This is a genomic window from Candidatus Acidulodesulfobacterium ferriphilum (assembly GCA_004195035.1).
GTDB classification, from domain to species: domain Bacteria; phylum SZUA-79; class SZUA-79; order Acidulodesulfobacterales; family Acidulodesulfobacteraceae; genus Acidulodesulfobacterium; species Acidulodesulfobacterium ferriphilum.
Window position 1 is genome coordinate 1 of record SGBD01000007.1, and the last position, 14643, is coordinate 14643.

17 protein-coding genes are annotated in these 14643 nt (G+C 37.9%); 16 read left to right on the forward strand and 1 reads right to left on the reverse strand.

Going from position 1 to position 14643, the window contains the following annotated elements; genetic code table 11:
* The first annotated feature begins 150 nt into the window (after positions 1 to 150).
* The 5 genes from EVJ47_08905 to EVJ47_08925 all read left to right on the forward strand — a co-directional run bounded on the left by EVJ47_08905 (position 151) and on the right by EVJ47_08925 (position 3253).
* Positions 151 to 522 carry a hypothetical protein gene (locus EVJ47_08905; GenBank protein ID RZD13785.1) on the forward strand — a complete coding sequence of 124 codons (372 nt, stop codon included), beginning with the start codon at positions 151 to 153 and terminating at the stop codon, positions 520 to 522.
* 22 nt (positions 523 to 544) lie between these two features.
* Positions 545 to 781: a hypothetical protein gene (locus EVJ47_08910; GenBank protein RZD13786.1), complete on the forward strand. Its 237-nt coding sequence runs from the start codon at positions 545 to 547 to the stop codon at positions 779 to 781.
* On the forward strand, positions 775 to 1335 hold the full coding sequence (locus EVJ47_08915) for a cytochrome c biogenesis protein CcdA (GenBank protein RZD13787.1): 561 nt from the start codon (positions 775 to 777) through the stop codon (positions 1333 to 1335). The genes EVJ47_08910 and EVJ47_08915 overlap by 7 nt, the downstream gene beginning before the upstream one ends.
* A 149-nt stretch (positions 1336 to 1484) precedes the next feature.
* Positions 1485 to 1688 (forward strand): hypothetical protein, encoded by a 204-nt coding sequence (locus EVJ47_08920; GenBank protein RZD13788.1) that lies wholly within the window; start codon positions 1485 to 1487, stop codon positions 1686 to 1688.
* A gap of 152 nt (positions 1689 to 1840) precedes the next feature.
* A complete protein-coding gene (locus EVJ47_08925; GenBank protein ID RZD13789.1) occupies positions 1841 to 3253 on the forward strand; it encodes a hypothetical protein in 1413 nt (470 codons plus the stop codon).
* 7 nt (positions 3254 to 3260) lie between these two features.
* Here EVJ47_08925 and EVJ47_08930 read toward each other — a convergent pair whose 3' ends face one another.
* Positions 3261 to 4004 carry a Crp/Fnr family transcriptional regulator gene (locus EVJ47_08930; GenBank protein ID RZD13790.1) on the reverse strand — a complete coding sequence of 248 codons (744 nt, stop codon included), beginning with the start codon at positions 4002 to 4004 and terminating at the stop codon, positions 3261 to 3263.
* 292 nt (positions 4005 to 4296) lie between these two features.
* On the opposite strand from EVJ47_08930, the gene EVJ47_08935 reads away from it, so the two are divergent.
* The 11 genes from EVJ47_08935 (at position 4297) to EVJ47_08985 (ending at position 14613) form a co-directional block, all read left to right on the forward strand.
* Positions 4297 to 5043 carry a septal ring lytic transglycosylase RlpA family protein gene (locus EVJ47_08935; GenBank protein RZD13791.1) on the forward strand — a complete coding sequence of 249 codons (747 nt, stop codon included), beginning with the start codon at positions 4297 to 4299 and terminating at the stop codon, positions 5041 to 5043.
* Positions 5044 to 5220: 177 nt separating this feature from the next.
* Positions 5221 to 5976 (forward strand): 3-deoxy-manno-octulosonate cytidylyltransferase, encoded by a 756-nt coding sequence (kdsB, locus tag EVJ47_08940; GenBank protein ID RZD13792.1) that lies wholly within the window; start codon positions 5221 to 5223, stop codon positions 5974 to 5976.
* 110 nt (positions 5977 to 6086) lie between these two features.
* Positions 6087 to 6296, forward strand: a complete 210-nt coding sequence (locus tag EVJ47_08945; protein RZD13793.1) for a 50S ribosomal protein L31 — start codon at positions 6087 to 6089, stop codon at positions 6294 to 6296.
* A gap of 97 nt (positions 6297 to 6393) precedes the next feature.
* The gene (locus EVJ47_08950; protein RZD13835.1) at positions 6394 to 7104 is read left to right on the forward strand and encodes an FAD-dependent thymidylate synthase; all 711 of its coding nucleotides are present in this window, start codon (positions 6394 to 6396) and stop codon (positions 7102 to 7104) included.
* A 53-nt stretch (positions 7105 to 7157) separates the two neighbouring features.
* Complete coding sequence (locus EVJ47_08955; protein ID RZD13794.1) at positions 7158 to 8225, forward strand: peptide chain release factor 1; 1068 nt, start codon at positions 7158 to 7160, stop codon at positions 8223 to 8225.
* On the forward strand, positions 8203 to 9243 hold the full coding sequence (gene prmC / locus EVJ47_08960; protein ID RZD13795.1) for a peptide chain release factor N(5)-glutamine methyltransferase: 1041 nt from the start codon (positions 8203 to 8205) through the stop codon (positions 9241 to 9243). Before EVJ47_08955 ends, prmC begins: the two co-directional genes overlap by 23 nt.
* Entirely contained in the window at positions 9224 to 10552 is a 1329-nt protein-coding gene (gene murA, locus EVJ47_08965; GenBank protein ID RZD13796.1) for a UDP-N-acetylglucosamine 1-carboxyvinyltransferase, read from the forward strand. Before prmC ends, murA begins: the two co-directional genes overlap by 20 nt.
* A gap of 14 nt (positions 10553 to 10566) precedes the next feature.
* On the forward strand, positions 10567 to 11406 hold the full coding sequence (hisG, locus tag EVJ47_08970; protein ID RZD13797.1) for an ATP phosphoribosyltransferase: 840 nt from the start codon (positions 10567 to 10569) through the stop codon (positions 11404 to 11406).
* A complete protein-coding gene (gene hisD, locus EVJ47_08975; GenBank protein ID RZD13798.1) occupies positions 11393 to 12694 on the forward strand; it encodes a histidinol dehydrogenase in 1302 nt (433 codons plus the stop codon). The genes hisG and hisD overlap by 14 nt, the downstream gene beginning before the upstream one ends.
* Position 12695: 1 nt before the next feature.
* A complete protein-coding gene (hisC, locus tag EVJ47_08980; protein ID RZD13799.1) occupies positions 12696 to 13763 on the forward strand; it encodes a histidinol-phosphate transaminase in 1068 nt (355 codons plus the stop codon).
* Positions 13764 to 13893: 130 nt separating this feature from the next.
* Positions 13894 to 14613 (forward strand): imidazoleglycerol-phosphate dehydratase, encoded by a 720-nt coding sequence (locus EVJ47_08985; GenBank protein RZD13800.1) that lies wholly within the window; start codon positions 13894 to 13896, stop codon positions 14611 to 14613.
* Positions 14614 to 14643: the final 30 nt, after the last annotated feature.

The window sequence follows — 14643 nt, forward strand, 5'->3', positions numbered from 1 at the left end:
TAAAGGGGAATGAGTATGTCAAAATTATCGTGGAAACGCCGACGAACTTAACCTTAAAGCAAAAAAGATTGCTTGAGGAGTTTGCTTTAGAAAGCGGTGAAAAAACGCATCCGTTAAAAAAATCAATTTATTTAAAACAGGAGGTTTTATATGGCAAAAGTCGCGGTTATAGTCTTAGAAGGAACCGAACTTAAAGAATCGGTTGCAAAGATGAGGCATGCCAAGATATACTCAAAAGAAATCAAGGCGGAAGGAAATGAAATAATCCTTATTTTCGATGGCAATGGAACAAAGTGGCTCGATATAATATCCAATGACACATCCGACTTCGATTTTTTAAACAAGTTATTTAGAGAAATACAATCGATGGGAATAATTTACAGGGCGTGCGACTTCTGTTCCACTAGAAAGGAGGTAAAAGACAGCCTTGTTAAAAAGAATATCGAACTCGTATCAGAATACGACGGTCATCCCAATGTCGGCAGGTTGATAAACGAAGGTTATCAGGTAATAGTTATATAATTTATGTAATTTGGAGATTTAAATGACAGGATTTGAAAGCGGTTTTTTTGTGCCAGATGTATCATTGGCGGTAGCCTTTCTGGCAGGGTTGTTCTCTTTTGCAAGCCCATGCGTTTTTCCCTTAATCCCTTCTTATCTATCATATGTATCCGGGTTTTCGGTTGCGGAACTTTCGGGCGGGAAAGGGGCGGCGGACGATGAAAGAAGACGGAAAGCGGCAAGGAGAGCCGTTGTTATCAACTCGCTTTTTTTATATTAGGATTTACCGTAATTTTTGTGCTTCTCGAAATGTTCAGCGGGGCGGTGGCAGATTTTATAAAATCCGCGTGGGTAATGCGGATAAGCGGCATAGTGGTTGTTCTCATGGGTTTATATATCGCGGGGATTTTAAACAAGCTTAAAATATTTTCGTTTTTAAACAGGGATGTCCAATTTAATTTGAAAAACAAGCCTGCGGGCATTATCGGCTCTGCCGTAATCGGCGCAATATTCGCGGGTGCGTGGACGCCCTGCATAGGCCCGATACTTGCCTCAATTCTTTTTATAAGCGCCACGCTTCATAATTCGCTTGAAGGCGGCTTTCTTCTATTTACATATTCCATGGGTCTTGCCGTTCCTTTTTTTATAAGCGCGGTATCGTTAAATCTGTTCTTCACCGCATTTAAAAGATTTAAAAAATATATCCGGACAATCCAGATAATAAGCGGAGTGCTTTTGATTGCCGTCGGGGTTTTGATATTCTTTAACTATTTATCGATCATATCGCTATATTTCGGCAATACCTTTCATTACAACATACCTTATAACGGATAGGCGGGTTAATGAACACCTTATCCTGTCCCTGCATCTTCAAATAAAAAACGCCGACTGTCACAATCGTGACATAATAATCCCAAATTGTAAAGTAAAATAGATATTGTTATGTAATAAATAAATAAAAATTAACTAACGGGAGGTGCTTTATGAAAAAATTAATTTTCATGACAATGGCCGCATTTATGATGTTCGGTTTGATTGCGGTTGGAAACGCAAATGCAAGTTATACCGGCATGTCAAACCCTTGCGGCAAAAACATGTCAAATGCCTGCGGCAAGAAAAAAACCTCGATGAAAAATTCTTGCGGTAAAATGAAAAATCCCTGTGGAAACAGTGGTGGAATGAAATAAAAAAAGCCGTTTATTGCCGGCGTAGATTAATTAGCTGTCTCTTGCTTTATTCTTTATCTTTATCATTATATTATAGATTATATAATATAATGACATAATTCCGGGTTTTTAATACTGCGCCGGTTTGTTTATTTTAACGAGGATGCGGTTTTGTGAAGCATAAGAAATATAAATCGTTGCATGCCCTTCAGGGTATTTTTGATATTTTTAGATTTAAGCGGTTGAAGAACAGCCCGCTTTATTTACCCATAATTTTAATCCCGTTACTTTTTGCATCCATTATTTTTTTAACCGTTTATGTTTATGCTAAAGTTAATGCAAGAAATCAAAATGCCGATAAAAAATATTTATATTTAAAGAAACTTGCCGCACATAAAAATACCCATAAATTCCTAAATATTTACTGGAAAACTCCTATCGATGAGGGGAAACCCCCGTATTATAAATGGCCCGAGATTCAAAAATCCCTTTCACCCTCCTCTTGCATGGCATGCCATTACGATCAATACGAGGAATGGAAGAACTCAAGAATGGCGCATTCAATGGATGCGGGAGTGGTAGCGCAGCTTTTATTAAAAAAAATGACCTCAAAACACTGGAAGCCTTGGGTGACAAGCTGTTTGAGCTGCCATTCGCCGATCGGCGAATATTATGTAGAGCAAGGCGGATATAAAGGACTGACAGGGAAGGAAAAGAATATCTTAAAAAATGGTTCAAAAGGGCAAAAAGCGATGGTCGCCGCTTTAAATATGCTAAAAATGCCGATGGGCAAGGGTGCGTTAAGCGTCAGTTGCGCCGCCTGCCATGTCAGATATTACCGCAGATTCGGTCCCGGCGTTAAAAAATATATGAAAGAAGGAAAAATAGCGCATGGCGGTTTCATTCCGGCTGCGGCGTTCACCGGTTCTTATTTTTGTATAAAATGCCATCAATTTGGACAGGATCAAAGGAGGCTTGACGGAAAATTATTCGAAAATACTTACGGCGAATGGAAACAAAGTATTTATGCAAAAAGGGGAATTTCATGCGAGGTTTGCCATAATCCGCAAGGGTCAATGGCTTTTAAAAGCATTTATAATAAAAATTTTATATTGAAAGCCGTAACTATTCACCTTAAAAAGGTTAATATTAATTCCGGCAATGTCCAAACAATTTTGAGTTTGACAAACTCAGGAGTCGGACATGATTTTCCTACTTATACGACGCCTAAGGTTATTTTGAATGTCGGGCAGGAAAATATCGCGGGGAAAGTTATTAAAAAGTCTGTTAAAAGTTATATAATCGGCTGGAGCGTGAGCTTAAATTTAAAGAAGCAATATTTTGATACGCGTCTAAAGCCGTTTCAAACAGCCAAGCTCATTTATGGCCGCCCGTTAGTTGAAGGAGCGCAATATTTAAAGGCGTGGATTTACGTTGAACCTGAATCGCATTATATACGCTTCTTTAAAACATTTTTAAAGATTAAGCGGCTGCCGAAAATTATAAAAATTTTATTTTCAAAAGCATTAAGACAAGATTTGGAGAGCAAATATCTATTGTGGGAAAAACAGATAAAAATAAATTGAAAATTTTTTATTGAAGGCCGGCTATTTCTTTTAATTTATTTAAATCTTTTATAATAATTTTTTTTTTGCGAAAATCGATAATTCCCAAGTTTTTTAATTTATCCAGCACAATCGTTGTCCTTTGCCTCGAGGCTCCCGTCAGGTTTGAAATTTCTTCGTGGGTTAATTTAAATTTAATATTTATTTGGATACAGCGTTCTAATATGTTTATTGAAGATGGTACGAGAACTTCCTCGACCCCAAAATTATTGGCAAGATAAATTAAAACCTCCGATATTCTGGCGTCCAAACTTTTATATGCCAGTGATGTAATTTTTGTTGAAATATATTTAAACCGCAAACCGATTAATTTCAAAACCCTATTGCCTATGACGGGATAAAGATTTAGTATTTTGTCGAAGTCGTCTTTTTTAAATTTGCAAACCTCCGCATCCGTCAAAGCAAAAGCACTTTCGGCATTTAAAAAATCAAAACTTGCTTCGCCGTCAAACACGTAATCGCCAAAATTCCCAAAAATTTCATCCGGCTTTAAAATCTCTACTATAAATTCCTTTCCGCATTCCGTTGACAGCGTTATTTTAATATTGCCTTTTTTCAAAATATAAATATGGCTCGATTGAGATTCTCCTAAATATATAGTATCATTTTCCTTATAATATTCCATTTTCGATAAGTCGTCTATTAAACCGATATCCTTTTTTGAAAGATGTTCGAAAATTTTTAGATTTTGCAACAGCCAGAGTTTGCTCATATTATTTAATACGCGAATTAAAGATTAAATTTATATTAAAAATTTATTAAGATAAAAATATTAAAAAGAATAAGCAAATGTTAGAACGGTTATCATTTTATTTATAGTAATAAGTAATAAACTCATAGCGCGGCGAAACCGAAAGAATCGTAAGCTAAAATTGTTTACCGAGTGAGTCGATTTTGATATTATACTATGTAAAATAATAATTTGAAATATGTATGTAAAACCCGAATCCCGATTTGGGTAAAAATTCAAGGTTTGCGGTATCCGCGCGGAAGGGTGTAACTTTATGCCGAGGTCGATATTTAAGCTCTTAATATTAACGGTCTTATTTTTCGGTTTATCCATTGAACTTACGGGATGTATTCCTTATATAATCGGCAGGAGTTATCGGCAGTACCCATACCCGCCGTCCCATCAGCCTCCAAAATACTACCCGCCGGAGCAAATATCGCATAATGTGGAAGTGGGAATTGCGTCGTGGTATGGGCCGGGTTTTCAAGGCAGGCCGACCGCAAGCGGACAAATATACAATATGTATGATTTAACGGCGGCTTCAAGAACTCTTCCGCTCGATAGTTATGCCTATGTTACAGACTTGGGAAACCACCGGAGCGTAGAGGTCTATGTAAACGACAGAGGGCCGTATTATGGGGATAGAATCATGGACTTATCTTACGCTGCGGCAAGGGCTTTAAAGATGCTTGGTCCCGGCACGGCTTTGGTCAGGGTTCAGTATCTTGGTCCCAAGCCGATCGTTAGGAATATAGTTAATTCTTACAATGTGAAATATGCTATTCCTATGCTTGGCTATACATTGCAGTTTGCGGCATATACAAAAAAACATTTAGCCTTAAACAAGGTCAAGCAGATGAGAAAAGTCGTCCCCGGAGTTCATATTGTTACTAAAACGATACGCGGGATATTTTATTACAAGGTTGTGTTCGGCAAATTTAAAAATCTAAAAGATGCTTATAATTTTGCTAAAATTATTACAAAATACGGATACGATGTTTATATTGCAAAAATAGAATAAATATGAAAAAATAAAACTTATTTATTATAATTTTTTAAAATAGATTAACGCTTCGCTCCCATCCTTCGGCATCTCCGGCACGCAAAGGCGGCGTGTGCCTTTCAACGCGTGCCGAAGGTATGTGAAGTTTATTCTAAACTTTCCCGCCCGCTGTGGCGGAACAGGGGTTGAAAAACTATGAAAATAGCGGCGGTAATACCGGCACGATATAAATCGACTCGTTTCGAGGGCAAACCGCTTGCCCCGATTTTGAATAAACCTATGGTCAGACATGTATATGAAGGCATCATAAAATCTGGTGCGCTGTCCGAGGTTTTGATCGCTACGGAAGACAGCCGTGTTTATGATGCATGCCGCGGTTTCGGGGCCAATGTGATCATGACCAAAGATACCCACCAGTCCGGCACCGACAGGGTCATAGAAGCGGCGGCGGGTACCGGCGCCGATATAATTTTAAATATTCAGGGGGATGAACCCTTGGTAAACACGGAGATAATAGATGCCTTAATTAAGCCTTTTAAAGAAGGCAGCGATATTTTATATACTAGCGTGAAAACCCCGATTTATTCTTATGAGGAATTTACCGACCCCAATAATGTAAAGGTTGTCGTCGATAAAAATAATTTTGGAATTTATTTTTCAAGGAGTCCGATTCCTTACGATAGGGAGAACCCTCAAGGGCTTAAAGATTTTAAAGACATGTTTGGTTTCAAGCATTTAGGGTTTTATGGCTACACAATGGATTTTCTTATCGAATTTGGGAAAATGCCCCCTTCGTATTTAGAGAAAAAGGAAATGCTCGAGCAGTTAAGGGCAATAGAAAACGGCTATAAAATTAAGGTAAACACCGTTAGTATTTCGACTATACCGGTCGATGTTCCAGGCGACATAAAAAAAGTTGAAAATTTTATTTTAAAATCGTATAATAAATAGCTTAACTATTTATTATGGTTCGTTGATAGTATATGATATGGAGTTAAAGCCAAACATCTTAAAATTAAAATTTAAAATTAAAAAATAAAAATTGAAAGGAGTTTTTAACGATGAAAGAAGGAATACATCCAAAAATTTATCAAACAAAGGTAAAATGCGCTTGCGGTGAAGAGTTTGTTACAGGAGGTACGGTTGAAGAGATTCATGTCGATATATGCTCGAAGTGCCATCCGTTTTATACGGGCAAGCAAAAATTTGTCGATAGCGCGGGAAGGATAGACAAATTTAATAAAAAATACGGCAAAAACAATAAGAAGTAATAATTATATATAGAAAAGCATATAACGATATTAATAAAAGATTATAAAGCGGTAATAAAACTTAACCCGCCGTTGGCGGTTATAAAACTTGCCTTCAATGGTTAAACTTATCAATTATACCTCTAAACCGGAGATTACAATAGCAATAGCCGCGAGGCTTTGCTACAGCTCTTACAATATAGCCAAAATTGAAGAGGATTTTAATGCAGGCGAAAAAGGATTAGAAAAGGCAAGGAAATTAATTAAAAAAATCAGGTCGTCAGGCCATGAATCGGTATTGGAGCACTCAAATTTCACTTTCGGAGTAGAAAAACTCTCGAGAAGCGCCTCGCATCAATTAGTTAGACACCGTATCGCGTCATACTCTCAAAGAAGCCAGAGGTATGTTAAGGAGACGAAGCCTCAATATGTTGTCCCAGATTCCATTGTTAAAAATAGTGAATTTTTGAAAAAATATAATAAAGCGATAGACGAGGCTTTCTCTTTATACGGATATCTGCTTGAAAACGGTGTTCCCGCAGAAGACGCCAGATATATACTTCCAAATGCAACGGAAACCCAGCTCGTATTTACAATGAACGCAAGGGAACTCCTGCATTTTTTCAGATTAAGGGGATGCGAAAGGGCTCAATGGGAAATTAGGCGTGTTGCGCAGGAGATGTTTAAACTTGTTTACCCGCTTGCGCCGTCCGTTTTTCATGGCGCAGGTCCCGCATGCGTCAGGGGAAACTGTTCGGAGGGCGAGTTTTCTTGCGGAAAGCCTTCGGAGGTCAGGGCGTCATGGTTAAAAGCGGAATTTGACTTTTAATGGTTAAAAATGGTTGAAAAGGCTTTACATACGCAGGTGAGGTGTATATTTTAATGGTAGATGATGTTTTAATAAAAAAGGCTGCAGAACTAAGCAACGAATCGAAAGAGTTATATGAGCAAATACAAAAAGAAAGCTCGAAGGGCTTTAGCGAAGAAGCGAAAGCACTTTTTAAAAGGTATAATTTAATTAAAAAAACCGCAGAACAAGCCAATGAATATAATAAAATTACCTTCGATATAAAAGACCTCGAGAAATTGGTTAAAGTCGAAACCAATGAAGCATTGCTTGAAATGGAGCTTGAAGAGATAAATTCCCTGAAAACTAAAGCGTCAAAAATAGCAAAAGATTTGCGGGACTTTTTTTACCCGAAAGAAAATATTCAGGACAAAGATATTTTATTGGAAATAAGGGCTGCCACAGGCGGGGAAGAAGCTGCCCTTTTTGCGCTTGACCTATTCAAAATGTATAACAAATATGCTTTGAATAAAAACTTTAAATTCGAAGTAATATCTTTGAGCGCTTCCTCTTCGGGAGGATTAAAAGAGGTAGTGGTATCGGTTAAGGGTGAAGGTGCATACCGCCTCTTAAGGAATGAAAGCGGCGTTCACAGGGTGCAGAGGATTCCCGCCACGGAAACTCAGGGGCGCGTTCATACATCCGCCGCTACCGTTGCCGTTATGCCGGAACCGGAAGAAATTGACCTTAAAATAGACGCCCAAGATTTAAGGATAGATGTCTATCGCTCTACGGGGCATGGCGGACAAAGCGTGAACACAACCGACTCGGCCGTCAGGGTTACCCACATCCCGACGGGTCTCGTCGTTACCTGCCAGGACGAAAAATCCCAGCATAAAAATAAGGCAAAAGCCTTAAGGATACTCAGGTCAAGACTTTTGAGCAAAATAGAAGCGGATAAAAAAAGCTTAGAGGCGCAAAGCAGAAAAAGTATGGTTGGGAGCGGCGACAGAAGCGAAAAAATAAGGACATATAACTTTCCGCAGGGTAGAATTACCGATCACAGGGCAGGGATAACCATACATAAGTTAGCTTCTGTTATGGACGGCAATCTGGATGAACTTTTGATACCTTTGGCAGATTATTTTGAATCTCAAAAATAGTTATAATTTTAATATAGACATAGATAAAGATTTGTCGGTTTACAAATTAATTAAATGGGGCGAACTTTGCCTTAAAGGTAAAAATATCCCAAATCCGTTTAATGAATCAGCCATCATTATGGGGTATGTTCTTAAAAAACCTTTAGACGGAGTTATTACTTCTTATAATATTAAACCGGTTAAAAATCATATTAATTTATTTAAAAAGCTGATTATAAAGAGAAGCCTGGGAGAGCCGTACGCTTATATCGTAAAGAAAAAGGAGTTTTATTCAACCCCCTTTTTTGTTAATAAATCTGTTTTAATACCGAGACCTGATACGGAATGTTTAGTCGAAGAAACATTAAAAGAGATTGAAAGGCTTCAAAAAAGCTTAAAAAGAAAAATATCCATTATAGATTTGGGAACCGGGTCTGGTTCTATAGCGATTTCTATTGCAAAGAATTCAAGTAATGTTATAATTTATGCTGTAGATAATAGCTTGAAAAGTTTGGAAGTGGCAAAAAAAAACATTATTTTTAACGGCGTTGAAGATAAGGTTGTATCGGCATATTTTGATATGCTAAAACCCGATATTTACGGGCTCAATGAAACGAAAGCGCGGCGGTCCGCAGGTCAGGCAAAGCCGGACTTAAATGCTAAGTTATTTGATAATGCCCTGTGCGGCTTTGACATAATAGTATCGAACCCGCCTTACATTAAAACGGGGGAATTAAAAACCTTAGATGACGATGTTAAACTTTATGAGCCTTTAAAGGCATTAGACGGCGGCAAAGACGGGCTTAAATTTTATAGAAAAATATTTGAATTAGTCGCCTTAGCCGAAAACCCTTTGTCTTCGGCGTCAAAAAAGAGGAAAAGTCTTATTTTGGAAATTGATTGCAGGGAAAAGTCTGCCATAGAACATTTATATAATGAAAAATTTAAAGATATAATATTTAAGCAAATTACTTTTATTAACGATTTAAATAAAAAGGAAAGGGCGGTTAAAATAATATATGGACAAAATGATAATTGAGGGCGGTATTCCATTAATCGGAGAGGTGCAGGTAAGCGGTTCCAAAAATGCCTCCCTTCCCATAATTGCTTCTTCCATAATGTTTGACGACACCTGCAACGAAATTTTTAATGTTCCTGACCTTGAAGATATCAAGACAATCAAAAAACTTTTGATAAGCCTCGGCGCCGAAATTAAAGAATCCGGCGAAACGGACAAGGTTATCATAAATACATCAAATATTAATAATTATGAAGCCCCTTACGACCTTGTCAAAACGATGAGGGCATCCGTTCTGGTTTTAGGACCTCTTCTTGCAAAATATAAAAGAGCAAGGGTTTCTTTGCCCGGCGGCTGCGCGATTGGAGCAAGACCCATAGATTTTCATTTAAATGCCCTTAAACTTTTGGGGGCTAATATCGTAGTGGATCACGGATATGTCGAAGCCTTTACGGAACAGCTCAGAGGCGCAACAATCAACTTCCCTATCCCGTCCGTTACCGGAACGGAAAATGTTGTTATGGCGGCATCGCTTGCGGAAGGGACGACTGTGATAAACAATGCCGCAAGAGAACCTGAGATTGACGACCTGATTCTTGCGTTAAATAACGGCGGAGCCGACATAAAAAGAATCGAGCCGTCCTTGATTGTCGTAAACGGGGTTAAAAAATTAAATAAACTGAGCCACAGAGTTCTTCCCGACCGCATAGAAGCAGGAACATTTATGGTAGCTTCCGCCATAACAAGGGGGGATATTACCATAAAAGATATTAATGTAAGCCATCTTAAGTCCATTATCGATAAACTTTCGGAGGCCGGGGCAAAAATTGTTATAAATTCCCAGTCTTCTTTAAGGATAAAAGGGTCTAAGGTCATTAAAAGCGTCGATATTTCCACTGCCCCTTATCCCGATTTTCCTACCGATATGCAGGCTCAAATGATGGCATTAATGACAATTTCCAGCGGGCTTTGCGTTATATCCGAAAATGTATTCGAGAACAGATTTATGCATGTTGCCGAACTTATGCGCCTCGGTGCAAATGTAAAAGTCAGGAATAATTTTGCCATCGTAAAAGGCGTAAAAAGGCTTTCGGGGGCAGAAGTTATGGCCACGGATTTAAGGGCAAGCGCTTCGCTTGTTTTAGCAGGATTAGCCTCATTTGACGGTTATACGGCAGTTTCAAGAATTTACCATTTAGACAGAGGCTACGAAAAAATGGAAAAGAAATTGGCGAATCTTGGAGCCGTGATATCCAGAGTAAGCGAAGCCGAATCTTCCAATATTAACGAATTTGCAGAAAAAGATATAAATTATGGCAAGGGTATGTAATAGTAAGGCATAAAATGGCTAATACGCAAAAAAAGATCAAAAAACTTAAAATCGCAATTCCAAAGGGCAGAGTTTTAAAGGACAGCCTTGACCTTTTAAGGAAATCAGGATTTATTCAACATCCCGATTACGATTACGATTCAAGAAGACTTATATTCGATTACGAAGACGACAGGGTCAGCCTTTTAATAGTCAAGCCGTGGGATGTTCCTACATTCGTAGAATACGGGGCTGCCGACGCCGGCATTTCGGGAAAGGATGTTTTACTCGAAAAACCGAAAAATGTATATGAACCTTTAGATTTAAGAATAGGCAGATGCAGGATTGTCGCTGCCGCCGGCGAGGATTTAATTAAACATGGTCTGCCTCCGCTTGCCGCTTCCGTGGTAGCAGATAACATTTTCACAGGGAATTCAATTATTAACGATGATATACATAATTGGGGCGATATTCATATTACCAATATGAATGATAATGACAAAAAGTTATTTTTTTCAAAAATTAAAGATAATGTCAAAAAATTGTATCATTCAAAGGCAAATTTGCGGGTTGCGACAAAGTATGTTCGCATAGCAAGGGATTTCTTTAATAAAAAAGGCGTTCCAAATGTTCAAATAATAAAGCTTTACGGTAATGTCGAGCTTGCGCCCGTCTCGGGTCTTTGCGATTTTATCGTAGACCTTGTTTCGACCGGCGAAACACTGAGGCAAAATAATCTGATGCCGATTGAAGATGTTGCTGTTGTTAGCTCAAGGCTTATAGTAAACAGGGCAAGCCTTAAAATTAACCCCGGGGGGATTGCATCCCTGATAGATAATTTAAAGCGGCAGGTTGAAAAAAATGCGGATATTTGATTCAAAAGGGGATGGCTTTAAGGGATTTTTAAAAAAAAGAAGACTTAAACAGACAGGTTTTACGGACAAAATTCAGCAGGAACTCAAAGCCGTCCGCTTAGATATTCTGGATAAAGGCGACGAAGCATTGTCGTTTTATACGGAAAAATTCGATAAAATTAAGCTTTCCCCTCCAGATTTTTTAGTTACAAATAATGAAAGCAATAGAGCCCTTAATTCGGTGAATAAAGAAGAAAGAACCATAATAGAAAAAACAATAGAAAGGGTTTACGATTACCATTCAAAACAAAGATTGCAAACATGGTTAAATTGCGATGATTCTATTATTACGGGTCAATTAATATCGCCTTTAAACAGGGTAGGAGTTTATGTTCCCGGCGGTAAAGCAAGCTATCCTTCTTCCGTTATAATGAATGCTATTCCTGCTAAAGCGGCAGGGGTAAAAGAAATTATAATGGTTACCCCTCCTACCGAAAAGTTAAACGATTATGTCATCGCCGCAGCCGTATTATGCGGCATCAAGAAAATATACAGGGTTGGAGGTCCGCAGGCTATATTTGCGCTTGCTTACGGGACGAATACTATCCCTCAGGTTGACAAGATAGTCGGGCCGGGCAATATATATGTTGCTACCGCCAAGAGAATGGTTTACGGCGATGTCGATATAGATATGATTGCGGGGCCGAGCGAGATTGCGATAATATGCGATGAATTTGCGGATCCAAAACTTGTCGCAATCGATATGATGAGCCAGGCAGAACACGACGAGATGGCGGTTTCGACCCTGATAAGCAGTTCGGCTGAACTTATCGGGGAGGTTAAGCATATATTACCCGGACTAATAAAAAAAGAAGATAGAAAAGACATAATTGAAAAGTCTATAAATTCTAACGCTTCTTTGGTTTTAACAGGCGGGATAGACGAGTCTATAGAGCTTGCCAACGAGCTGGCGCCGGAACATTTAGAACTTTATATTAAGGATCCGTTCGAAAAATTATTTTTAATAAAAAATGCCGGAGCCATATTTTTAGGCGGGAATACTCCCGAAGCAATAGGGGATTATGTCGCCGGTCCAAGCCATGTTTTGCCTACGGGCGGCACGGCAAGATTTTTCTCCCCTTTAGATACGGTATCTTTTCTTAAAAGAACAAGCGTTATTTCGTCAAGCCCAGATTTTTTATCGAAAAGCGCGGGCGATGTCAAATTCTTTTCCGATATCGAAGGACTAAGCGCCCATGGCGAATCGGTAAGTTTTCGCGTTAAAAAAACAAAAAATAATAAAAATTAATATGCCGCCCTTGAAAATAGAAAATTTTATTAAAAACAGCGTTCTAGAGCTTAGCGCTTACGAGGTAAGCGGGGTTGAACCGCGCGGGGCATTGAAACTTGATGCGAACGAATCCAATTATACTTTAAGCAAAAAGATAAAGCAAAGATACGCAAATTTTATAAAAGATACGCTTATAAATCTTTATCCCGATTCAAGTTCGGAAAACCTTATCAAATTACTCGAAGCATTTTATAATACGGCGGCCAAAAATTTTATTTTCGGCAACGGTTCGGACGAACTTATCTCGATTATCCTCCTCAGCCTTAAAAAAGATGTTGTCGTAAACATTCCAACCCCGTCTTTTTCCATGTACGACATCATAGCAAGATATAATGATTTAAAGATTAATCATATAAAACTTGACGAAAAATGTTTCGACCTGCCCAAAAATACAGGTATTAATCAAAACGGCGCCAATAATATATATTTTTTCAGTTATCCTAACAACCCGACTGGAAATCTCTTTGACCGCAATATTATAAAAGGTCTTTTAAAAAATAAAAATAATATTGTCGTGGCAGATGAGGCTTATATATATTTTTCAAACAAGGAATCTTTTATAAAATATATACCGGAATACGATAACTTAATCGTTTTGAGGACCTTTTCCAAAATAGGGCTTGCAGGATTAAGGTTCGGAATGCTTTTTTCCGGCGGCAGGCTTATAAATGAATTTAATAAAATAAAATTACCTTTTAATGTTAATTCTTTAACATTAAGTTCTATCGAATTTTTTTTAGATAATTTTAGCGAATTCGAAAAAAATATAAAGAAAACGATAAATCAAAGGGAGAAATTATACTCCGCATTAAAGAAATTCGATTTTATCTCCATTTACCCCTCAGATGCCAATTTTATTTTAATAAGACTTAAAGACGATAAAATAAAAACCAAATTTAACAGGTTTCTTAAAGATAATAAAATAATCATAAGAAGTTTTACCGGCGGCATGGAGTTATTTTACAGAATAACCGTCGGCACGCCCGCCGAGAATAAAAAGCTAATCGATTATTTCAAAGCTTTTTAAGAGCGTATTTATATTCCGGAACAATCCTTTATTCTTCGGATTGTAGCCGTTTCCTAAATCGGGATTTGGGCCGTTTCATTTATATTCAAATTTTTTTATTAATGGTGTATAATTTTTATATCATAAATGAATGGAAAAATCTAAAGTGGAAAACAAGACTACTAAAGTTAAAAAAGACCGTCCAAAAGGGCGCAAAGGCGATTTTAAAAGAAAAACGACGGAAACCGATATAAAACTTTCGTTAAATCTTGACGGGAAAGGCATCTACGATATAGATACGGGCGTTCCGTTTTTTAACCATATGCTCGAGCAATTTTCGAAACATTCCCGTTTCGATATGACCCTTAAGGCAAAGGGGGATATAGATGTCGATCTTCATCACCTTATAGAAGATACGGGTATCGTTATAGGCGGCGCATTAAAAGAGTTATCGGGTGATAAAAAGGGCATCCAGAGGTTTGGCAGCGCTTTTGTCCCAATGGACGAGGCATTGGTTCACACGGTTGTAGATTTTTCGGGAAGGTCGTTTTTTGTGTATAAGGATAACAGCGAAGAGGCGGGCTCTGTTTATTTGATAAAATCCCTTGAAGAACTTTCCGATAAATATAGTAATTTTGATAAAGAAGGCACAAGAGAAGTCCTTATCGATAAATTTTTTTATGTTTATTCGAATATTTTTTTTGAAGCGTTGTGCAAAAATGCCCTTATAAATTTACATATCAATGTTATGTACGGTTCTAATAATCACCATATCGTCGAGGCGGTATTTAAATCGGCAGGCATAGCGATAGCGGATGCCCTTAAAGTTGCCGAAGGTTATGGAATACCGTCCACAAAAGGCAGTATTTGATTTATAAATTTATTTGTTTTTTAATATATT